General features: G+C 70.1%; 17 protein-coding genes and 2 pseudogenes. 7 read left to right on the top strand and 12 right to left on the bottom strand.

Annotated elements, in window-relative coordinates:
• The 4 genes and pseudogenes from CC117_RS18650 to CC117_RS18635 all read left to right on the top strand — a co-directional run.
• Window positions 1-354: pseudogene (locus CC117_RS18650) on the top strand (amidohydrolase family protein); the annotation flags it as partial.
• Entirely contained in the window at window positions 351-1,538 is a 1,188-nt protein-coding gene (locus tag CC117_RS18645; RefSeq protein ID WP_071085900.1) for a cytochrome P450, read from the top strand. The pseudogene CC117_RS18650 and the gene CC117_RS18645, both read left to right, overlap by 4 nt.
• 20 nt (window positions 1,539-1,558) lie before the next feature.
• The gene (locus CC117_RS18640) at window positions 1,559-2,608 is read left to right on the top strand and encodes an aldo/keto reductase (protein ID WP_071085898.1); all 1,050 of its coding nucleotides are present in this window, start codon (window positions 1,559-1,561) and stop codon (window positions 2,606-2,608) included.
• Between the two features lie 40 nt (window positions 2,609-2,648).
• Window positions 2,649-3,587 (top strand): zinc-dependent alcohol dehydrogenase, encoded by a 939-nt coding sequence (locus CC117_RS18635; RefSeq protein ID WP_071085896.1) that lies wholly within the window; start codon window positions 2,649-2,651, stop codon window positions 3,585-3,587.
• 42 nt (window positions 3,588-3,629) lie between these two features.
• On the opposite strand, the gene CC117_RS18630 is transcribed toward CC117_RS18635, so the two are convergent.
• Complete coding sequence (locus CC117_RS18630) at window positions 3,630-4,235, bottom strand: TetR family transcriptional regulator (RefSeq protein WP_241830232.1); 606 nt, start codon at window positions 4,233-4,235, stop codon at window positions 3,630-3,632.
• A 156-nt stretch (window positions 4,236-4,391) separates the two neighbouring features.
• Window positions 4,392-5,936 (bottom strand): CocE/NonD family hydrolase, encoded by a 1,545-nt coding sequence (locus CC117_RS18625; protein ID WP_241830231.1) that lies wholly within the window; start codon window positions 5,934-5,936, stop codon window positions 4,392-4,394.
• A gap of 399 nt (window positions 5,937-6,335) precedes the next feature.
• Here CC117_RS18625 and CC117_RS36465 point away from each other — a divergent pair, with 399 nt between their 5' ends.
• Window positions 6,336-6,728: a PepSY domain-containing protein gene (locus CC117_RS36465; RefSeq protein ID WP_071085890.1), complete on the top strand. Its 393-nt coding sequence runs from the start codon at window positions 6,336-6,338 to the stop codon at window positions 6,726-6,728.
• A 161-nt stretch (window positions 6,729-6,889) separates the two neighbouring features.
• Here the strand turns inward: CC117_RS36465 and CC117_RS18615 are convergent, their stop codons facing one another.
• Together CC117_RS18615 and CC117_RS18610 are read right to left on the bottom strand one after the other, a co-directional pair.
• Window positions 6,890-8,335: a sensor histidine kinase gene (locus CC117_RS18615; RefSeq protein WP_198541906.1), complete on the bottom strand. Its 1,446-nt coding sequence runs from the start codon at window positions 8,333-8,335 to the stop codon at window positions 6,890-6,892.
• Window position 8,336: 1 nt separating this feature from the next.
• Window positions 8,337-9,014 carry a response regulator transcription factor gene (locus CC117_RS18610; protein WP_071085888.1) on the bottom strand — a complete coding sequence of 226 codons (678 nt, stop codon included), beginning with the start codon at window positions 9,012-9,014 and terminating at the stop codon, window positions 8,337-8,339.
• A 285-nt stretch (window positions 9,015-9,299) separates the two neighbouring features.
• On the opposite strand from CC117_RS18610, the gene CC117_RS18605 reads away from it, so the two are divergent.
• Window positions 9,300-9,959, top strand: coding sequence for a DedA family protein (locus CC117_RS18605; RefSeq protein WP_071085886.1), 660 nt, complete (start codon window positions 9,300-9,302; stop codon window positions 9,957-9,959).
• Between the two features lie 237 nt (window positions 9,960-10,196).
• Window positions 10,197-11,348, top strand: coding sequence for an AbrB family transcriptional regulator (locus CC117_RS18600; RefSeq protein WP_407673554.1), 1,152 nt, complete (start codon window positions 10,197-10,199; stop codon window positions 11,346-11,348).
• 177 nt (window positions 11,349-11,525) lie between these two features.
• Here the strand turns inward: CC117_RS18600 and CC117_RS39190 are convergent.
• From CC117_RS39190 to CC117_RS18565, 8 genes and pseudogenes are all read right to left on the bottom strand, one after another.
• A pseudogene (locus CC117_RS39190) lies at window positions 11,526-11,783 on the bottom strand (phosphatase PAP2 family protein); the annotation flags it as partial.
• Window positions 11,784-12,097: 314 nt separating this feature from the next.
• The gene (locus CC117_RS18595; protein ID WP_071085884.1) at window positions 12,098-12,934 is read right to left on the bottom strand and encodes an undecaprenyl-diphosphate phosphatase; all 837 of its coding nucleotides are present in this window, start codon (window positions 12,932-12,934) and stop codon (window positions 12,098-12,100) included.
• Between the two features lie 128 nt (window positions 12,935-13,062).
• Complete coding sequence (locus tag CC117_RS18590; protein WP_071085882.1) at window positions 13,063-14,550, bottom strand: sensor histidine kinase; 1,488 nt, start codon at window positions 14,548-14,550, stop codon at window positions 13,063-13,065.
• 7 nt (window positions 14,551-14,557) lie between these two features.
• Window positions 14,558-15,247 carry a response regulator transcription factor gene (locus CC117_RS18585; protein ID WP_071085880.1) on the bottom strand — a complete coding sequence of 230 codons (690 nt, stop codon included), beginning with the start codon at window positions 15,245-15,247 and terminating at the stop codon, window positions 14,558-14,560.
• Window positions 15,248-15,341: 94 nt separating this feature from the next.
• Window positions 15,342-16,379, bottom strand: a complete 1,038-nt coding sequence (locus CC117_RS18580; RefSeq protein WP_198541905.1) for an alcohol dehydrogenase catalytic domain-containing protein — start codon at window positions 16,377-16,379, stop codon at window positions 15,342-15,344.
• Between the two features lie 55 nt (window positions 16,380-16,434).
• Window positions 16,435-17,406 (bottom strand): aldo/keto reductase, encoded by a 972-nt coding sequence (locus CC117_RS18575; RefSeq protein ID WP_071085876.1) that lies wholly within the window; start codon window positions 17,404-17,406, stop codon window positions 16,435-16,437.
• A gap of 717 nt (window positions 17,407-18,123) precedes the next feature.
• Window positions 18,124-20,181 (bottom strand): NAD(+) synthase, encoded by a 2,058-nt coding sequence (locus tag CC117_RS18570; protein ID WP_071085874.1) that lies wholly within the window; start codon window positions 20,179-20,181, stop codon window positions 18,124-18,126.
• A 505-nt stretch (window positions 20,182-20,686) separates the two neighbouring features.
• Window positions 20,687-20,929, bottom strand: coding sequence for a hypothetical protein (locus CC117_RS18565; protein ID WP_071085872.1), 243 nt, complete (start codon window positions 20,927-20,929; stop codon window positions 20,687-20,689).
• Window positions 20,930-21,077: the final 148 nt, after the last annotated feature.

Below are 21,077 nucleotides of genomic sequence, written 5' to 3'. Positions count from 1 at the left end.
CACTCGCTGGCCTGCTACGTCACCGACCCCACCTCGCTGAAGCTCCGCCGCGAGATCGGCATCGACATCATCGCGTGGGAGTGCGACTACCCCCACGCCGACTCGATCTGGCCCGAGGCACCGGAGTTCGTGCTCAACGAGCTGAACAACGTGGGTGCGACCGACGAGGAAATCGACAAGATCACCTGGCGGAACGCCTGCCGGTTCTTCAACTGGGACCCGTTCTCCGAGATCCCCAGGGAGCGGGCGACCGTAGGTGCCCGCCGTGCGATCGCGACCGACGTCGACACGACCATCCGTTCCCGTAAGGAATGGGCCCGCCTCTACGCAGAGAAGCAGGGCCAGACCGCATGACAGAAGATCTGTACTGGGACCCGTTCGATCGGGATTTCCACGTCGACCCGCATCCGGTATGGYGCCGCCTGCGCGACGAGGCGCCCGTATACCGCAACGAGAAGCTGGACTTCTACGCGCTGTCCCGGTTCGCGGACGTCGACGCGGCCCATCTGGACACCGCCACGTACAGCTCGGCGTACGGCACGGTCCTCGAGCTCATGTCGCCTGAGCCGATGCAGACCGGGCAGATAATCTTCATGGATCCGCCGACGCACACGATGCTGCGGGTGCTGGTCTCGAGGGCGTTCACACCGCGTCGGGTCGGCGGGCTCGAGGGCCACATCCGGCAGATCTGCGCGGAGCTGCTGGACCGGCAGGTCGGCGGTGGCGGGTTCGACTACATCCAGGACTTCGCCGCGCTGCTCCCCTCCATGGTGATCTCCGAGCTGATCGGTGTGGACCCGGCCGACCGCGAGGAGATCCGCCACACGATCGACCAGACCTTCCACCTCGATCCGGAGAAGGGGATGGTCAACGACATCTCGATGGCGGCCAGCGCCAGGTTCCACGCCTACCTGTCCGACCAGCTGGAAGCGCGGCGGGCTGCGCCCAGGGACGACATGATGACGGCCCTCGTGCAGGCGGAGATCGACACCGACGGGAGCACCCGCCGACTCACCACCTCCGAAGCCGCCGACTTCACCGCGCTGCTCGTGGCCGCCGGTACCGAGACCGTGGCGCGGCTGCTCGGCTGGGCGTGTGACGTGCTCGAGACGCACCCCGACCAGCGGGCCGAGCTGGCCGCGGACCCGTCGCTGCTGGGGAACGCGGTCGAGGAGACCCTGCGCTACGAATCACCGTCCCCTGTGCAGGGCCGTGTCACCACCCGGGACGTCGAACTCCACGGCACCACCATCCCGGCACGGTCGAAGATCATTCTCCTGACCGCGTCCGCCGGGCGTGACGGGCGCAGGTATGCCGACCCTGACCGCTTCGACATCAGGCGGCGGGTCGACAGCCACGTCGCCTTCGGTCGCGGGGCGCACTTCTGCCTGGGCGCGGCACTCGCCCGGATGGAGGGGCGTATCGCGCTGGAGGAGACCCTGCGCCGCTTCCCGACCTGGGAGGTCGATCGGGACAACGCGGTACGTCTGCACACCAGCACCGTCCGCGGCTACGAAAAGCTGCCCATCGTCGGGTGACTCGGGGTTGAGGGAGACTCATGAGATATCGCAGGTTCGGGACGACCGGTGTCGAGGTCAGCACCCAGTGTCTGGGCACAATGAACTTCGGCCGGCTGGGAAATGTCGATGCCGACGAGAGTGCGCGGGTCATCCGCCGGGCGCTGGACGGCGGAATCAACTTCATCGACACCGCCGACGTCTACTCCGGCGGCCAGGCCGAGCAGATCGTCGGGCAGGCAGTGGGCTCCCGCCGGGACGATGTGGTCCTTGCGACCAAGTGCTTCTTCCCCATGGGCGGCCAGCTCCAGCGGGGATCCTCCCGACGCTGGATCACCCAGGCCGTCGAGGGCAGTCTGCGCCGGCTGGGCACCGACCGCATCGACCTCTATCAAATCCACAAGCTCGACTGGAACACCGATTTAGAGGAAACACTCGGCGCCCTCACCGACCTCGTCCGCCAGGGCAAGGTCCTCTACCTGGGCTCGTCGTCGTTCCCCGCCGACTGGATCGTCGAGGCCCAGTGGGCGGCGGCCCGGCGAAACGGCGAGCGGTTCGTCTGCGAACAACCGCAGTACTCGATCTTCGCGCGGTCGGTGGAGCAGGCGGTGCTACCGGCCTGCCAGCGACACCGGATGGCGGTCATCCCCTGGAGCCCCCTCGCCGGCGGTTGGTTGACCGGCAAGTACCAGCGTGGTCAGGAGCCGCAGGCGGGATCACGGTACGACCCGGACAGCCCGTTCATGCAGGGAACCGTCAGCTCGGCCGCCGAGCGCGCCGCTCCCGTCCGGTTCGACGCCGTGGACGCCCTGYGCGACATCGCTGACAAGGCGGGCATCACCCTGACCGAGCTGGCCATGGCCTTCGTCGCCAGCCATCCGGCGATCACCTCGACGATCATCGGGCCCCGCACGATGAAACACCTCGAGGACGCCCTGACCGCGGCGGACGTCGACCTCGACGAGGACGTGCTCGACGCCGTCGACGAGGTCGTGCCACCCGGCACCGACCTGCCCGGGGTCGACCACTTCACCCAGTACCCGTCTCTCCTGCCCGCCGCCCGCCGACGGCCATCGCGCGTCTCGGCGTAGCCGACACCGACCAGGGAGTTCTCAGGACCAGGGAGTATCGATGAAGGCCGTACGAGCCAGGGACGGCGGGGTCGCCCTCGTCGATCTCGACGAACCACCCGGCGCCGGAGAGGAGATCCTCCGGATCGCGGCGGCGAGCATCTGCAGTTCGGACCTCCTCTACATCAGACTGGGCTCACAGCGCGTCATCGGGCATGAGCTGGCCGGTTTCCGGGAGGACGGATCCGCCGCGATCGTCGAGGCGCTGTACGGCTGCATGGAATGCGACCTGTGCCGCAGCGGCCGGTACAACCTGTGCCCCACCCACCCGGAGCGGGCACTCGGCGCCACCGCGGACGGCGGCATGGCCGAACAGTTCCGCGCCCCGACGCAGCGACTCGTCCCGCTCCCGCCTGGTCTCGACGTCCGTGACGCCAGCGTCGTCGAACCGGCAGCGGTCTCCTGGCATGCCCTCCGGCTGGCCGGCACCGGCCCGGACACGCGGGTGGCCGTCGTCGGAGCCGGGGCACTGGGCCTGCTCGCCGTCGCCGGTGCTCGCCGCCAGGGCGCCCCGGAGGTCGCCCTCGAGGCACGCCACCCGCACCAGGCCGAAGCCGGCGAGCGCCTCGGCGCCCAGCTCCCCGCCAAGGGCCTGTACGACGTGGTCGTCGAGGCGGCCGGCACCCCGACCGGCCTCGCCCGTGCCACCGAACTCGTGGCACCGGGCGGAACCGTGGTGTGCGTCGGCGTTCACCTCGGCACGGTCGAGCTCGACTGGTCCCCCCTGTTCCACCGCGAGGTCACACTCATTCCCTCGATGAGCTACTGCCGGCACGAGAACGGACGCGAAATGGAGGACGCGGCAGCCATGCTCGCCGACGATCCCGAGATCGCACGTACGCTGATCACCCATCGATTCCCACTCGAGGACGCCGCCGAGGCGTTCCGGGTCGCCGCCGACCGGAAGGCCGGAGCGCTGCGGGTGGTGGTCGAACCGTGACCTCGGTGGGAATCGTGACGGTCGCTGCGCTCGGGCCGGGGATCATTCGCGGGTGCCGGAGCCGCCCGGGATGACGGTGTCGATGACGGTTAGGGCGTCGCTGATCGTCGCTGCGAGGTCTCCGCCGCGCAGGTACCACCGGGTCTGCGCGGCGAGGATGATCGCACCGGCGGCGACCGCGAGCATCGCCGGCTCCAGGTCGTCGGGTGCCTCGCCCAGCCGCGCCCCGAGGAACTCGGCGAGGACGCCGTTGAACTCCAGAACGCTCACCCCGAGCATCACCCGGGTGGCGTACAGGCTGGCCTCAACCACCCGGACCCACCGCGCGACGTCGGTCGAGTCCTCGGCGGCGACGACCTCCTGGACGGCCTGGCGGACCGAACGCATCGGTGCCTCGTCCGGAGGCCGGGCCGCCAGCGCGGCCGCGACGGCCTGGGCCCGGCGCCGGACGACACCCCGCAGGACATCGTCCTTGGCCGGGAAGTAGCGGAAGAACGTGCGGGCGGAGATCCCGGCGGCGGCCGCGATGTCATCGACCGTCACGAGGTCGAATCCGCGATCTTCGAACAGCAGGAGAGCGGCTGACTCGACGGCCCGGGCTGCGGCTTCCAGTCGGTCGGCTCGGGCCTGCCGCGCACTCGGAGACATCCTGTACGGCCTCTTTGCGCCGTCCCCAGCCACGTGCCCTCCTGCCGGTTCGCCCACGACGGTGGACAAGACTGTCCGCCATCAGGCTATTGCTGCCCCCGGCGGGGCGGGCGTTGCCGGGGGCAGCGCAAGGGGCAGGTCAGGAACCGTGCAGGCTCAGGGCCCGGAGACCGTCGGGAGGGTCAGGCTGGATCCGCCGACGCCGGTGGCGACGGTGACGTCGACCGGGGTCGGGTTCTGGGTGAGCATCGTCGGGACGCCGCCGGAGACGCGTACGGCGATGCGGTGGCCGACCGCGAACTGCCAGTCGTCGGGCCGGATCGGAACGGCGAGGGTGACGGGTGCACCGGTCGGCACCGGGGTGGGCGTCACGCTCGAGATCCGGTGGCTGGCCCGGAGGAAGCCGTTGTTGACGAGTGTCTCGGTACCGTCCGGGCCGACGTCGAGCAGTTCGACGTAGAGGTTGGCGTCCGGACCGGACAGCTTCGCCCGCAGTGTGAGCGTCGGACGGCCGAACAGCGACGTCGGTGTGGTGAGCGCGCTGGTCTGGAAAAGGAGGGACCCGCCGGCGCTCGACGGATCCTGTGGCTGGTGGAACGTCGTGGTTCCGGGTGTCCGGCTGGCCGCTCCGAGCGAGCCGTCCGGGTTGAGGGTGAACGATCGTGCGGTGGTGCCGGTCGGCCGGTAGCCGATGATCTCCCGCCATCCCGGGGAGGTCGTGCCGGTGCCGCTACCGGCGTAGCTGACCAGGGTCGGCCGGGGCGGGATCGGGACGTTGGGAAGCCGCTTCACCCAGTGGTCGAACCAGGCGAGGGTGATGCCCGGGGAAAGACCTTCGGGGTTGCAGACCCCCCCGCAGTTCGGGTACCGCAGCGGGGCCAGGTGCGGCCACTGGCCGTAGATGGCCCACGTGCGGCCGAGGGCGCCTTCGATGTTGGTCAACTGGCCGGAGCGGAAGTACTGGTCGATCCAGCCGCCCATCGCGAAGATCGGAACATTGATCGCACTGTGGCGACCGACGAACGACCGCGACTGCCAGTAGTCGTCGTACGTGGGGTGCGCGCGGTTGACCGCGTACTCGGCCTCGGCGCTGATGGCTCCGCCGCTGATCACCTGGGYGACGCCGGGCCAGTTGTCGATGCTGCCGCCCTCTGTGCTCTTGATGCCACCCGGGTAGATGACGTCGTGGTAGAGGTCGGCCGGGGACTGCAGCGGGGCGATGGCCACCAGGTGCGGAGGCCGGTTGATGGCGGCGGCGTAGGTCGTGTCACCTCCGTAGCTCTCACCGGTCATTCCGATCCGACCGTTCGAGTAGGGCTGGACGGCCAGCCATTCGACCAGGTCGTGGGCGTCCTTGCCGTCCTGGGCTGACATGGCGTTCTGCCAGGTGCCACCCGACCCGCCGGTACCCCGCAGGTTGCAGACCAGCGCGTTGTAGCCGTGGGTCGCGAAGTAGGTGGCCTCACTGGCGACATAGCTCGCCCGTAATATTGCATACGGAGTGAACTCGACGACCAGCCCGGGGAAGGTACCCGCGGCTGGCGCGCCATTGGTCGCCGGCCGGACCAGGGTGCAACTCAGCGGGGTGCCGTCCCGGACCGGAACCAGGGTCTCGGTGGAGACGGTCTGGTAGGTGGCCGGGCGGTCGTAGTTCCACCAGGCGTTCGTGAGAGCTGACAGCGGCCGACCGATGACGGGCACGGGCGGGGGCGTCGTCAGGGAGGTGGTCCCTGCCGACATGGACGAACAGGCGGCAACCGTCGAAGCGGCGACTGTCAGAGCGGCGACCGGAGCGAAGCGGCGGATCAACGTTCGCGGACCTCGGGCCATGAGGCTCCCTTCAAATCAGATGGCAGATGCTGCCACATGATTTGAGGAAGGTCACGAGACCCGAATCGGCCCAACCCCGTCCACTGATTTCGGCGGCCGGAATCCTGTTCGGCTGGTCTGGGCGGAATCCGTCCCGCCGGCAGGCGATCTGCGCGGCGCACGTCTGTCTGGCCGGGCGGGGCTGTTCAGCGGTGCTTCAGCCGCCTCCGGTCAGGCTGCGGTCACCGCCCTCGAAGGGGTGGCAACCGTGACGACGGAAGGCTTCTGGTCATGACTCGACGGAAGAAGACGGTCATCGGCGTGGCGAGCGGTGCGCTGGTCATGGCGATGGTGGGAGGCGGAGTCGGCATCGCCACGGCATCGGGCGGCGGTGACAGCTCGGCTCCGATCACCGGCACGGCCCTGGAGAAGGCCAGTGCGGCGGCACTGGCCTACACCGCCGGTGGCCGGGTGACGGACACCGAGACCGGCGACGAGGACGGCTACTACGAGGTGGAAGTCACCACCACCGACCGGGGCGTCATGGACGTTCACCTGGACCGTGACTTCGCGGTGATCAGCGGGGTCACCGATTCCGACAGTGGTCCTGACGACCAGGCTGACAGTGACACCGATGCGGATGACGTCGAGACCGCGGATGACGGGGCCACGGCCGGCGGGTGACGTCCTGTGCCTGAGCGGTTCGGGTGGCGCGCCGGAATCGGCGTGCCACCCGGACCGGGCGGCACGCTCCGGAGGAGGCGGGGTGGCAGCCCCGGCGCCGGATGGCGGCCCCGGCCGGACAGCGACGATTCCGCACCCGCACCGCCTGTTCTGGGTGAGGCTCAGAGCGAGTCGGCTTGGGAGGGGTGGGTGGGTCGAGTCGGCAGTGGGAAGCGTACGACGAATCGCGCGCCGCCCTCGGTCGGGTCGTCATCCAGGTGGATGGTCGCGCCGTGCCTCTGGGTGATCTCCCTGACGATCGCGAGTCCGAGCCCGGCGCCCTCGCCCCGGGTGCGGGCGCTGTCGAGTCGGGTGAACCGATCGAAGATGTGCTCCCGGAACTCGGGCGGCACCCCCGGTCCGTCATCCACGACGGTGAGGACCGCATCATGCCGAGCGGTGAGGACGGCAACGGTGACGGTGGATCCGGCGTGGCGCTCGGCGTTCTCCAGGAGGTTGCGTACCAGGCGCGCCACCTCGTCACGCCGGCCTCGGACCGGGGCGGCCGACACCGCCGAGATGTCCACTTCCACCCCGGCGGACGGACGCAGCCGGGTCACCTCGCTGATGACAACGTCGTCGAGGTCGAGCAGTGTCATCGAGTCCCGGCCGGGTCTGTGACGCTCGTTCTCGGTTCGGGCGAGGAAGAGCAGGTCGCGCACGAGACGCTCCATGTGCCCGCTGTCGTTGAGCAGTTCCTTCGCGGTCGACGGCCAGTCCGCGGCCTCCAGGTGGGTCAGGCCGACCTCGAGGTGGGCCCGGAAGGCCGCGAGCGGGCTCTGGAGTTCGTGGGCAGCGTCAGCGACGAACTGCCGTTCCCGCTCGGCGGCGGCATGGAGCCGGTCGAGCATGTCGTTCATCGTCGATGCCAGCTGAGCGATCTCGTCCCGCGCGGCGGGGACGGGCACTCGGCGTTCCCCGATGTCTCCGGTGATGTCGGCGACCTCGGCCCGGATCGCCTCCACGGGCCGCAACGCCCGGCCCACGACCAGCCAGGTGCCCAGGGCCGACAGCACGGCCAGCGCCGGGAGGCCGACGAACAGCGCGTTCCGCACCGTGGCGACGGCCTCCTGCACCGTCTCGACGCTGCTCCCGACGTACATGACCAGATCGCTCCCGCCGGCGGCGGCGGGCTGTGTGGTCTGGCCCGTGCGAGCCGGAGAGCGGACGCGCAGCGCCCAGATCCGATACGTCTCACGCTCGCCGTGAAGCGTCCAGTTGACGGTCCGCACGGCGGGTTCGGAGCCGGACGGGATGAACGAGGCCAGCTTCGGCAGACCCGTGATGTTTGCGCTGGCCGCCCGCACCCTCCCCGACCGGTCGACCACCTGCGCTACGTCGTCGTCGCCAGGAACGGGGACAACCGCGGGGATGGCCTGCGCCTCGACCAGGGTCGCCAGGTCACGCAGGCGGAGCCGGTCGGCGTCGTCGTGCCCCTGGACCAGGGACCGGTTCAGCGTGAACAGCAGTCCGGCAGCACCGGCGGCGAGGGCGCCGGCAACCACCAGAGTCGCCACCGCGGCCGCCCGGACGCGGACCGTCGCCCACCGGCGCCACATGAGCGGCATCTCACCCACCATCCGGGTCGAGGCGATAGCCCACCAGCCGCACGGTCTGCAGGGCGCTGCGGCCGAACGGCTCGTCGATGCGCAGGCGCAACTGGCGGACGTAGACCTCGACGATGTTGGGATCACCGGCGAAGGCGAAGTCCCAGACATGGCCGAGAATCTCCTGTTTCGAGAGCACCTCGCCCGGCCGGCGCATCAGGAGCTCCAACAGGGAGAACTGGCGTGGCGTCAGGTCGACCGGCACCTCTCCCCGCCAGGTCCGGTGCGAGGCGGGGTCGAGGCGCAGATCGCCGGCCGTCAGCACCACCGGCCGTTCCCGCGCCCCGCGGCGCATCAGCGCCCGCAGGCGTGCCATCAGGACAACGTAGGAGAACGGCTTGCTGAGGAAGTCGTCGGCGCCGGTGTCAAGTGCCTCGGCCTCGTCCAGCTCGCCGTCCTTGGCGGTCAGCATCAGGATCGGCGCCCAGTTCCCGGCCTCCCGCAACCGGGCACACACCGTGTAGCCGTTCATTCCCGGCAGCATCACGTCCAGCACGATGGCGTCGTAGCTGTGCTCGGTGGCCTGCCACAGCCCGTCTGCGCCGGTCAGCGCGACGTCGACCGCGAACCGTTCCGCCTCCAGTCCCTTCCTCAGGGCTCGCACCAGGCTCCGGTCGTCATCCACCACCAGAATCCGCATCCCCCTGAGGGTGCCATGAGGCAGCTGAACCCCGCCTGAATCCCCTCGGACGTTCCTGACCGGAACAATCGTCGAATCCTCCTTCCCGGTTCGTCGAGGGGCAGGGGAGCAACGCGCATGGCGCGAAGCCCGCCTCCGCCGATGCCCTATGCCCTATGCCGGATGCTTCCGGGTGGCATCGACTCACATCGGATTCACATCGTGGCGGTTCTATCGTGCGGGCATGACATTGCCGGGTGTCGGAGCCCCGCGGCATGCCGTACGACTCGCTGGAGGCCTCCCGTAGTGACCGGATACGCGTCGAACGCCCTGGCTCTCGGGCCGGACATCATCGGCGCCGACAGCCTGGCCAAAGCGGGTCTGGTGGTGGTCATGCTCATCGTTTTCGCCGAGTCGGGCCTCCTGGTCGGTTTCTTTCTCCCGGGTGACTCCCTGCTGTTCACACTGGGTCTCCTGATCTCTCGGAAGGAAGTCTCCGCGCCGCTGTGGCTTGCCTGCCTCCTTGTCGCGTTCGCGGCGGTCGTGGGTGACCAGGTCGGCTACCTGTTCGGGCGGAAGGCAGGACCGGCGCTCTTCCGACGTCCGGACTCCCGCCTGTTCAGGCAGAAGCGAGTGGATCAGGCGCACGGATTCTTCGAGAAGTACGGCCCGCGTTCGATCGTGCTCGCGCGGTTCGTACCAGTCGTGCGGACGTTCACCCCGGTCATCGCCGGCGTGAGTGCCATGGAATACAGGATCTTCGCTACCTACAACATCGTCGGTGGCGTCCTCTGGGGATGCGGGGTGACAATCCTTGGCTTCTTCCTCGGAAAGATCGATTTCGTCCGTCAGAACCTTGAGGTGATGCTGGTTCTCGTCGTGCTGATCTCGGCTCTTCCGATCATGGTCGAGCTCCTTCGCACCCGTCGCAGGAAAGCGTCGGCGAGCAGTTCCGAGGCGAGGTGACGGTGGCCACCGTGCGCGGGAGGGAGACGCGAATTACTTCCGTGGTGTGACCGGAAGGTGTGACGCTTTCGCTGACCTCACATCTTCGGCGGGCAGGATTGGCGGCGTTCCCCGCTCGACAGGCGCGAGCCAGACGGCGCACAATCACACCATCCGGCGGTGATAATGACGATCTCAACCATCGCGGGCTCCCCGGTCCCCGGCGGGCCGGCCGGCCGGACATCCACGAATGCTCTGGTGGTGGCGAAACAGGCCACTCGCAGGAGCTTTTCCCGGCGAATTCGTGATTCGGGAGCGGGCATCGTGCTCTGGGCGGWGCCTGTCATCGCCTGCTACCTGCTCAGCGAGGTCGGCGAGGTGTTCGCGCTGCCCRCTCCCCAGCTGGTGGTCTCCCTGGTCGCCGGAGCTGCCCTGGCTCTGACCGGGCTGGTACGCCGCCAGGTTCCGGGCGCAGCTGTCCGCTCGTCGCAGGCGGTGCTCGGCGCGCTGATGGGTACCTATCTCTCCCCCGCGGACCTGAGGTCGGTCGTCGGGCAGGTGCTGCCACTCATCACGGTCACTCTCGCAACGGTGGCCGTCTGTGTCGGAGTGGCCGTGTTGATCGCGCGGCGAACCCGGACCCGGTCACTGGACACGGTCCTGGGCCTCCTGCCCGGCGGCTCGGCGGCCGTCGTCGCCTATGCGGAGGATCTCGGGGCGGACAGCCGGGTTGTCGCGTTCGCGCAGTACCTGAGGGTCGGGTTGGTGGCCCTGTCCGCGCCCATGGTCGTCGCGGCGCTGGGCGGCGGCCCGGATGGCGGGCCGACCATCCCCGGGCGTTTTCCCCAGCTCTCCCATCTCGTCGACTCCTCCCACCAGCTGCCTGGTCTGGCCACCCTCGCGATCCTCTGTGTGGTGGGGGTCCGGGCTGGCGGCAGGGCCCGGCTGCCCGCGTCCGCGCTCCTCGGTCCCATGCTGGTGGGAGCTGCTGTGCAGGCCAGCGGCATCGCACCCGGGTTCGCTCCCGCCGGCCCCCTACAGGACGCCGTCTGGGTCGTGGTGGGCCTCGAGGTCGGCCTGCGCTTCACCCGCCCGGCCGTACGGCACATCGGGCGCCTCGCTCCCCAGCTGTGCGCGGGCATCGTGCTGGTCTGCCTGGCGTGTGCGGGCTTTGCGTGGGTGCTGGCTGCCCTGGCCGGCACGCCTTTCCTGGAGGCCTATCTCGCCACCACCCCCGGCGGCATCAACGCTGTCCTCGCGACCGCGGTGGCCACGCACACCGACGTGCCCRTCATCGCGGTGGTGCAGAGCCTGCGCCTGTTCCTGGTCGTTCTTCTCACCCCGCCGATCATCAGGTGGGCGGTGAGAAGACAGACCCGTCGGGGCGACGACCTCACCGTCTCGATCTGAACGAAGAGGGTCGAGGACGCGGACAACCTCGGGGCGGGGGAGCTGCGCGCCCGGTCCTCGGCCTGGCGGGCCTGACCCGTCCTGCCCGATCCGCCCGAGCAGGCCTGCCAGCGGCGGTAGGCAGACGCAGGCCAGCAGGAGGGCGAACAGCCATCCTGCGACGACATCCGACGGCCAGTGGACGCCGAGATAGATCCGGCTGACGCCCACGGCGAACGCCCACAGGCCCGGGACGGCCACAGCTGCGGCCCGCATGGCTGGCCGACGGGCGCGGCGGTGGAGCGCCGCGGCCACGCCCAGGGCAACCAGGGCTGATGTGGTGGTGTGCCCGGACGGGAAGGCGAAGCCCGACGGGTGAGTGATCCAGTCGGCCACCGGAGGGCGGGCCCTGCCCACGACGGTCGCCAGACCGGTGCGGAGCAGCTGGCCCGTCATCAGTGCCGCGATCCCGACGACGGCGCCCAGTAGCCACCGCCTGGGCCGCGCCACCGCGACGGCACCGCTGGCTGCGGCGAGAGCGTAGGCACAGACACCGACCCCGGTGTTCGTCACTGCCACGGCGACGTCGGACAGCGCGCGGCTTCGATGGCTCAGAGCCCACCGATGCCAGTGGATGTCGAAGGCGAACGGCGCTGCGTTCCTGAGGACGACGGCGCACAGCAGCGCCGTCAGCAGCCCGCTCGCCAGCACGGCGACGAGAAGACGGGTGGGTGCTCGCCTCTCCACCCGGCGGTCGGACCGGCGGTGCGTCACCCGGTCAACGCACCGGTGGCCAGCAGCCCGAACAGGGCAAGTCCGACGACGACACGGTAGGCGACGAACGCGTCGAAGGAATGCCGGGCCACATACCGCAGGAGCCAGGCGATGGAGGCGTAGGCGACCACGAACGACACCAGCACGCCGACAGCCAGTGGCGCCAGCGCCACACCGCCTCCGACCGCGTCCTTCAGCTCGTACAGCCCGGCACCGGTCAGTGCCGGGATCGACAGGAAGAAGGACAGCCGGGTGGCCGCCACCCGGTCCAGATCGCGGATCAGGGCGGTGGACATGGTCGCCCCGGAGCGGGAGAAACCCGGGAACAGCAGCGCCAGAATCTGGGATGCCCCCACCGCCATCGCATCGGTGAGGTCGATGTCGTCCTCGCCGCGTTTACGACGACCGAACCTGTCCGCGAACCACATCACCGCACTGCCGGCCAGGAGCGAGCCGGCCACCACCCACAGGGAGGCCAGCGGGCCCTCGATGAACGACTTCGCCGCCAGCCCGACYAGGACCACGGGAAGCGTGGCATAGAAGATCCAGCAGGCGAACCTGAAGTCGTGGTGGCGCCGCAGCTCCCGGTCGCCGAGCCCGCGTGCCCAGGCGGTCGCCAGGCGCCGGATGTCGACGAAGAAGTACACCAGCACCGCCCCGATCGCCCCGACCTGGATGACCGCGGTGAATGCGACCACCGACCGGTCGTCCACCGGGAGCCCCATGGCCCCTTCCGCGATCTTGAGATGCCCGGTGGAGGAGATCGGGAGGAACTCGGTCACTCCTTCCACGACCCCCAGGACAAGGGCCTGCCCGATACTGAGCGTGCTCACATGATCTCCCTCTCCGGCTGGCTCGGGCGCGGTACGCCGCCACGCAGCTCATCGGAGCGCACGCTAGAACCCGGCTCGTGTGAGAACGATGTGACTGCGTGGCCGGCTCGTACTGTGCCGATCGCCGATCAGGTTTCTTCTCCCGGGTGGTGCACCCTCAGGAGCAGCGAGACGACAGCTCCGCCCTCGGGATGGTTGGCAGCGTTGGCCCGGCCCCCATGGGCGGTGGCGACCGCGGCGACGATCGCGAGGCCCAGGCCGGTCCCGCCCTGGGCCCGGCTGCGGGCGGTGTCGGCCCGGGTGAATCGTTCGAAGGCCCGCGGCAGGAAGTCCGCGGGGAAGCCCGGCCCCCGGTCGCGGATCGTGATCCGTACAGTGGCCCGTCCTTCCTGCCGGGCTGCCGACCCGTCCCCCCTCTCGGGTCCGTCCGCGGTGGCAGGAGGGTCCGGCGTGACACCCGCGTCGACGTCGATGCAGGTGGCGGGCGGTGCGTGGCGGATCGCATTGCTGAGCAGGTTGTCGACCGCCTGGCGAACACGGTCGGGATCCACGTCGACCAGCAGCGGACCGTCGGTGTGCAGGCGCAGCCGCGCCTCGCGCGCCTGGGCGGCCGGCGTCGCTGCGCGGACAGCGCGGTCCAGAACGTCCCGCACCGAGACGGTCTCGCGGTTCGCGAGCTGCAGGGGGTCCGCGTCGAAGCGGGCGAGGGCCAGCAGCGCCTCCGCCAGCCGGATCAGCCGTTCGGTCTCGAACGCGGCTGCGGACACCGCCTCGGTGAGGTCCCCGTGGGAGCGGCCGGGCCGCAGTGCCAGTTCGAGCTCGGCCTTCAGGTTGGTCAGTGGAGTGCGCAGTTCGTGACCCGCGTCGGCGACGAAGGCACGGTCCCGGGCACGCGCCGCCTGCAGGCGGTCGAGCAGACCGTTCATGGTGGTGGCGAGAGCGGCGATCTCGTCCCGGGTCCGCGGGATCTCCAGACGGCCACCGATGTCGGCGGCCTCCATGGCCGCCGCCTGGCGGCGCATGCGTTCGACCGGGCGCAGGGCCGAGCCGGACAGCACCCAGGCGGCGAGCGCGGACAACAGCACCATGGGGGTGCCGGCCAGCACCATCACGTCGCGGATACGGTCCTCGGCGAGATCGGTGATGTCGGTGGGCGAGGCGACCACGAGCACCGCCTGCTGGCCGGAGGCCAGAGAGACCGGTTCGGCGACCAGGCGTACCTGCTCCTCGTCGCTCTCCTCCTCTTCCTCATCGTCGTCGTCGTCGTCCTCGGCCGTCCTGAGCGATCCGGTGCCGAAGGTCTCCCCGGTGCGGGCGGTGGTGAGAACCGTGCTGTCGGCCAGCGGATCGGTCAGGGTGGGCGGCGACGCGGCGAGAACGCGGCCGTCGGCGCCGATCAGCTGCGTGAACGGGCTCGCCGACGCCAGCTCCCGGCCGAAGGGCGGGCTTGTCCCGGTCAGCCGGGTACGCAGGGCCTCGGCGCGTGCGGAGAGCCCCTCGTCCAGCGAACTCTGGAGGCTGGTCCGCAGCAGGACGTAGAACAGGACCCCCAGCCCGGCGAGGACGAACAGCGTCCCGAGCGCGAAGACAGCGGCGAGGCGGATGCGTAGCGGCATCGGCTGGTCAGCCCGGCTGCACGCTGGTGGTGACGCGCAGCCGGTACCCGGCGCCGCGGACCGTTTCCAGCTGCGACGTCCCGAACGGCCTGTCGATCTTCCGGCGGAGGTAGGCGATGTACTGGTCGACCACGTTCGAGGTTCCGTCGTAGGCGAAGTCCCAGACGTGTTCGAGGATCGCCGTGCGGCTGAGGACCTCGCCGGGATGGCGCATCAGGTACTCGAGGAGGGCGAACTCCTTCGGAGAGAGATCGAGGGCGGTGCCGTCGCGGCTCGCGGTACGGCCGGCAGGGTCGAGCCGCAGCCCGTCGACGTCCAGAACGACCGGCCGTTCGTGGGAGCCACGGCGGATGAGCGCCCGAATCCGGGCGGAGAGCTCGTCGAAGCTGAACGGCTTGGCAAGGTAGTCGTCCGCACCGACGTCGAGCCCGCGCACCCGGTCGGTGACCTCGCCCCGGGCGGAGAGCATCAGCACGGGTGCCCAGCGCCGGGCCGCGCGGAGTCGCCGGCAGACCTCGAACCCGTCGATGCCCGGCAGCATGAGGTCGAGGACGATCAGGTCGTAGGCGACCTCGCTGGCCTGCCACACCGCCTCGAGGCCGTCCGCGACGACGTCGACGGCGAACCCTTCCTCCACCAGACCGCGGCGTAGCAGGGCGGCGGTCCGCGTCTCGTCCTCGACCACCAGTACCCGCATGGTCCCACGCTAGATCTGCCGACATGTGAGTGCGATGTGAGCGCCGCCGAACGGGCCGTGGAGCTGGTGCGGTCGAACCGGGGGCGGGTCCGGGTCAGGGGCGGACGACCACCTTCAGCGCCTGGCGGGAGTCCATCGCCTGGTAGGCGTCGGCGACGTGGTCGAGGTCGACGGTGCGGTCGAAGACCCGCCCGGGGTCGATGCGGCCGTCGAGGACATCGGGCAGCGCCTGCTCGATGTAGGCGCGTACGGGGGCGGGCCCGCCGGTGAGGGTGGCGTTCTTCCCGAACAGCGACCCGAACCCGACCGGTGCCTCTTCGTACTGGGGCACGCCGACCCGGGAGATGATCCCGCCCGGTCGCACGATGCCGTAGGCCTGCTCGTAGGCGGGCATGTGCCCGACGGCTTCGAGCACGATGTGGCTGCCCTCGCCGCCGGTGAGTTCCAGGACCTTCGAGACGCCCTCGTCGCCGCGTTCGGCGACCACGTCGGTGGCGCCGAAGTCGCGCCCCAGGTCGGTGCGGTCGGTGTGCCGGCCCATGAGGATGATCCGCTCGGCCCCGAGCTGCTTCGAGGCGAGGACCGCGGACAGGCCGACCGCACCGTCACCGATCACGGTGACGGTGCTGCCCGGAGCCACTCTGCCCATGTGCGCGGCGTGGTAGCCGGTGAGGTAGACGTCCGACAGGGTCAGCAGTGAGGGCCACAGCGCCTCGTCGACGTCGCCGGGGATCTTCACGAGCGTGCCGGCGGCCTGCGGGACCCGCACCGCCTCGGCCTGCGCGCCGCCGATCCCGCCGGCGCCGTACCAGCCGCCGTGCACGCAGGCGGTGTGGAACCCCTCGCGACAGAACGCGCAGGTGTTGTCGGAGACCGCGAACGGGGAGACGACGAAGTCACCCGGTGCCAGGCCGGTCACCTCCCTGCCGACCTCCTCGACGATGCCGAGGAACTCGTGCCCCATGGGAACGCCGTCGTCGGTCGCGGCCATGGAGCGGTAGGGGTGCAGGTCGGACCCGCACACACACGCCAGTACCACCCGGACCACGGCATCCGTCGGCTCGTGCAGCTTCGCGTCGGCGACGTCCTCGACACGGACGTCACCGGCTCCGTACATGAACGTTGMTCGCATGATGGGGTTTCCTTCGTCCTCGAGATCGGGAAGCAGTGCAGCCGAACGGCCAGGGTCAGTGGTCGATCATCTGCATCTGTTCCTCGTTGTGGTGATCTCCGGCCGGCGGGGTGAGCCGGTCAAGCTGCTCGATCTGCTCGGGGGTGAGCGTCAGGCTGTCCGCGGCGGTGTTCTCCTCGACGCGGGCGACCCGCCTGGTGCCGGGGATCGGGGCGATGTCGTCCCCCTTGGCCAGCAGCCAGGCGATCGCCACCTGGGCCGGGGTGGCGCCGGCCTCGGTGGCGACGGCCGCGACCTCGTCGGCGATGCGCAGGTTGCGCTGGAAGTTCTCCCCGGTGAACCGCGGGTTGGTCCTGCGCCAGTCGCTGTCGTCAAGCTGGTCGACCGAGCGGAGATGGCCGGTCAGGAAGCCGTGACCCAGTGGTGAGTAGGGCACGAAACCGATGCTCAGCTCGCGCAGCAGCGGCAGCACCGCCGGTTCGGGATCACGGGTCCACAGCGAGTACTCGGACTGCAGCGCGGTGATCGGGTGGACGGCGTGCGCACGGCGGATCGTGCTGACACCGGCCTCGGACAGGCCCACGTGACGGATCTTGCCCTCGGAGACCAGCTGGGACAGGGCGCCCACGGTGTCCTCGATCGGAGTGCGCGGGTCGACGCGATGCTGGTAGTACAGGTCGATGTAGTCGGTGCCCAGGCGGCRCAGCGACCCTTCGACGGCGGCGCGGATGTTGGCGGGGCTGCTGTCGAGGCCGGTGCGGCCGGTGTGGGAGATCATGCCGAACTTCGTCGCGAGGACAACCCCGTCACGGCGCCCCTTCAGCGCCCGGCCGACCAGCTCCTCGTTCGTGAACGGCCCGTAGACCTCGGCGGTGTCGACGAAGGTGACACCCAGCTCCAGGGCCCGGTGGATGGTCCGGATGGACTCCTCGTCGTCGCTGCCCGCGCCGGTGTAGCCGAAGGACATCCCCATAGCGCCCAGGCCGATGCGGGAGACGTCCAGCTTGCTCAGTCTGACGTGTCTCATGGTCGCTTCTCCTTCTCCGGTGTCGTGCCGGGCGGTGGTCGGCGCGGTGGCGTCACCGACTCTTCTCCTGCCTGGACGTCCCTGGGAGGGCCTGCCCTGCCAGGTAATGCCAGTACCCCCTTCCCGCCGCCGGCTGCGCCCACCGCGGGCGTGTGGCCCGGGGCGCCCTGTCGGATACACGGCAGTTGCTCAGGCTGCATGCGCCGCGCCGTGGTCCCGCTGCACCGGATCGACACAGGGCGCGACCGGCTCTCCTCGCTCGTCGCGGTCGTGGCCAGCACCCGGCGGAGACATACGTGAGCCTCTCCGTTCCCTGACCGCTCGTCGTCGGCGTGGCCGTCGCTGAGGCAGGCCGCGGGAGCCACCGGCGGTACGTACGACATCGCAGACGATCCAGTTCATCGGGGCCGAATCACGATCAGCTGTCTCTGGGAGTCCCTGCGGATACCCCTTTCAGCAAGGACTCCTTGTGCGCCCGCGACTCGGGTTTCCTGAAGCGATGGACGCGGCCGGGCTGGCGACTCCTCTTGTCGCCGGGCTGGTCGGTTGTACCTCCGGCGAAGAGGCCGCCGCGACGGTGCGTACGTCCACACCGGACGGCCGGCCGGAGAGCACCGGGACGACGGCGACCACGCTGGCCGGTCGTCGCAGGCTCGGTTCTCTGGAGGTGTCCGTCCAGGCTAGGTACAGCTCTGGCAGGTGCGGGCCTCGCGCACCTCAGGCCACCGGCCCGTTCTTTCTGAGCTCGGCCAGCCACACCGCGGCACTGGCGTCCGACGGTGCGCGCCAGTCCCCGCGGGGTGACAGCGTGCCGCCGGCCGAGACCTTCGGGCCGTTGGGCAGCGCCGAGCGTTTGAACTGCGACAGCTGGAAGAAGCGGGTGAGGAACGCCTCGAGCCAGTGAACGATGGTCGACAGTTCGTAGGCGTGCCGTCCCTCTGCCGGGAATCCGGCCGGCCAGCGGCCCGCGTCGGCCTCACGCCACGCGTGCCAGGCCAGGAACGCCACCTTCGACGGCGGCAACCCGTACCGCAGAATGTGGAACAGGAAGAAGTCGTGCAGCTCGTACGGCCCGATCCGGTCCTCCGTGCTCTGTAGCGCGCCGGTCTCCTCGTCGGCGGGCACCAGCTCCGGCGATATCTCCGTGCCGAGGATCGCGGTCAGCAGGCTGCCGGTGGCTTCGTCGAACTGGCCCGTGGACACCGTCCACCGGATGAGGTACTGGATCAGCGTCTTCGGCACCCCCGCGTTGACGGCGTAGTGGCTCATCTGGTCGCCGACGCCGTAGGTGCACCAGCCCAGTGCCAACTCGCTGAGATCGCCGGTGCCGACGACGAAACCGCCTCGCTGGTTGGCCAGCCGGAACAGGTAGTCCGTGCGCAGACCGGCCTGCACGTTCTCGAACGTGATGTCGTACACCGGCTCGCCCTGCGCCGCCGGGTGCCCGAGATCCGCGAGCAGCTGGCGGGCGGCGGGACGAATGTCGATCTCCGCCGCCTCGATGCCGAGCGCGCGCATCAGCGCCCAGGCGTTCGCCTTGGTCTCCTGCCCGGTGGCGAAGCCTGGCATGGTGTAGCCGAGGATCGACGTGCGCGGGACTCCGAGCCGGTCGCAGGCCTTGGCCGCGACGATCAGCGCGTGCGTCGAGTCGAGGCCGCCGGAGACACCGATCACCATCTTGCCGCCGCCGGTCGCCTGAAACCGCCGCGCGAGGCCGTGCACCTGGATGTTGAAAGCCTCGTAGCAGTCGAGGTCGAGACGCTCGCGGGTGTCGGGTACGAACGGGAACCGGCGCTGGGAGCGCCGCAGCCCGACATCACGCCGGTGTGGCCGGTGCTCGAACCGGACTGTCCGGAAGTGACGCTCCGGACGGTCATGGGCGACGGCGCTGTCGTTGAACGTCCCGGTCCGCATCCGCTCGAGCCGCACGCGGGCGAGGTCGACGTCGGTGACGAGGAGCTGGGCGCCCTCGGCGAACCGTTCCGACTGGGCGAGCAGGTCACCGAGCTCGTGGACGGTGCCCTGCCCGTCCCAGGCGAGGTCGGTGGTGCTTTCCCCGGAGCCGGCAGCCGAATAGACGTACACCGCCATCGCACGTGCCGACTGGGCCGCGGAGAGGTGGGCGCGATCGGCGGACTTGCCCACGACGATGTTCGACGCCGACAGGTTGGCGAGCAGCGTCGCGCCGGCCAGCGCCGCGTAGGAGGACGGCGGGATCGGCGCCCAGTAGTCCTCACAGATCTCGACGCCGACCACGAGCTCCGGCAGGTCCGTCGCGGCGAAGATCAGGTCGGTGCCGAAGGGTGCCGTCTGCCCGGCGATCGCGATCTCCTGGCCGGTGACACCGGCACCCGGGGCGAACCATCGCTTCTCGTAGTACTCGCGATAGTTGGGCAGAAACGACTTCGGCACCACGCCGAGGACGCGCCCGCGGGAGATCGCCAGCGCGGTGTTGTACAGCCGCCCCCGGCAACGGACGGGCGCGCCGACCAGGAGGAGGGGGCCGAGGTCGCGGGTGGCCTCACAGACAGTCGACACCGCCTCCTCCACGCCGTCCAACAGGGCGTCCTGCAGAAGCAGGTCGTCGATCGCATACGACGACAGACCCAGTTCGGGATAGACGACCAGATCCACGCCCTCCGCGTCGGCCTGCCGCGCCAGCGCGATCGTCGCTGCGGCGTTGCGCGCGGGGTCGGCAGTCGCGACGACCGGCGTCGCCGCCGCGACCCGGACCAGACCGTGACTGTGGATCGCCCCGAATTCTCCCAGCCGCACAGCGCCTCCTGGATCAATCGACCTGTTGTGCGTGTCTACGAGGCTAGAGTCCGCGGGCCTCGGAGTTCGCCCAGCGGTTGCTGCCCCTCGTCGGGAGCGACCAGGGCAGCATGCCGCCTCGCCCCGGCACCGGCCGGTGGTGCTGCGGCGGAGACCGTCGGCGAGGCCGACCTGGCCGGGCGCATCGTCCCTCGCCGGCGGCGCAGGAGGTCCGGCGCGGGTGCGGGTGCGGGCCGGCCGTTCGCTGTCCGGAGGACAGATGTAGTTCGTGACTTTTCGGAATGGCCGGCAACCCTTTCGACCGTCCCAGCGACAGATTCTGTGGGGCTCGCGCCGGGGGGCGATAAAGCCGACACGGCTCCGGTTGCCTCCGGACTGTTCACCACCGGTGGGCGGTTCAGGTATCCGGATTCTGTCGGCTGACGTCCGAAAAGGTCGACACGTTTTCCGAGGAGCCACAGATGAACCGAACACCGGTTGTTCGACGCGGTCCGACGGAGCGGCATCATCCGATGCTCCGGCGAGCCGGAGTCCTCGGTATCGCCTGCGCCGCGTTGATGGTCGTCGCCGGCTGCACACCCATGGCGGGTGGCGGCGGTTCCGGCCCCACCGCCAGCCCGACCGCGACCACCGCCGGGCCGCAGTCTCCCGGCGGGCCCGTCTCGACGACAGCACCCGCGGGCTCCTCACCCACCGCGTCCCCGTCGGCGGTGACCACCTCGCTCCCGGCCACCACCACGCCGTCCACATCCACCTCCAGCCCGGCCTCGGCGACGACCGCGCCGCCGACTGGTCCTGGTGCAATGCCGTGAAGCGTAGTTTGATCTTGCCGGGATCTGGTCATGCTGCGCGCGGGGCGAGCGGGTGGACCCGGATCGTCGGCGGGCCTGGGTGGC

Origin of the sequence: Parafrankia colletiae (genome assembly GCF_001854655.1) — a bacterium.
GTDB classification, from domain to species: domain Bacteria; phylum Actinomycetota; class Actinomycetes; order Frankiales; family Frankiaceae; genus Parafrankia; species Parafrankia colletiae.
Note: the sequence above shows the minus strand (reverse complement) of the source record. Positions and strands in the feature narration are given on the sequence as shown.

What these genes read in the sequence shown, in the direction of transcription:
- CC117_RS18635 (WP_071085896.1), top strand. Translation starts at nt 2,649, where the DNA reads ATGAAGGCCGTACGAGCCAGGGACGGCGGGGTCGCCCTCGTCGATCTC.
- CC117_RS18630 (WP_241830232.1), bottom strand. Translation starts at nt 4,235, where the DNA reads ATGTCTCCGAGTGCGCGGCAGGCCCGAGCCGACCGACTGGAAGCCGCA.
- CC117_RS36465 (WP_071085890.1), top strand. Translation starts at nt 6,336, where the DNA reads ATGACTCGACGGAAGAAGACGGTCATCGGCGTGGCGAGCGGTGCGCTG.
- CC117_RS18615 (WP_198541906.1), bottom strand. Translation starts at nt 8,335, where the DNA reads ATGCCGCTCATGTGGCGCCGGTGGGCGACGGTCCGCGTCCGGGCGGCC.
- CC117_RS18610 (WP_071085888.1), bottom strand. Translation starts at nt 9,014, where the DNA reads ATGCGGATTCTGGTGGTGGATGACGACCGGAGCCTGGTGCGAGCCCTG.
- CC117_RS18590 (WP_071085882.1), bottom strand. Translation starts at nt 14,550, where the DNA reads ATGCCGCTACGCATCCGCCTCGCCGCTGTCTTCGCGCTCGGGACGCTG.
- CC117_RS18585 (WP_071085880.1), bottom strand. Translation starts at nt 15,247, where the DNA reads ATGCGGGTACTGGTGGTCGAGGACGAGACGCGGACCGCCGCCCTGCTA.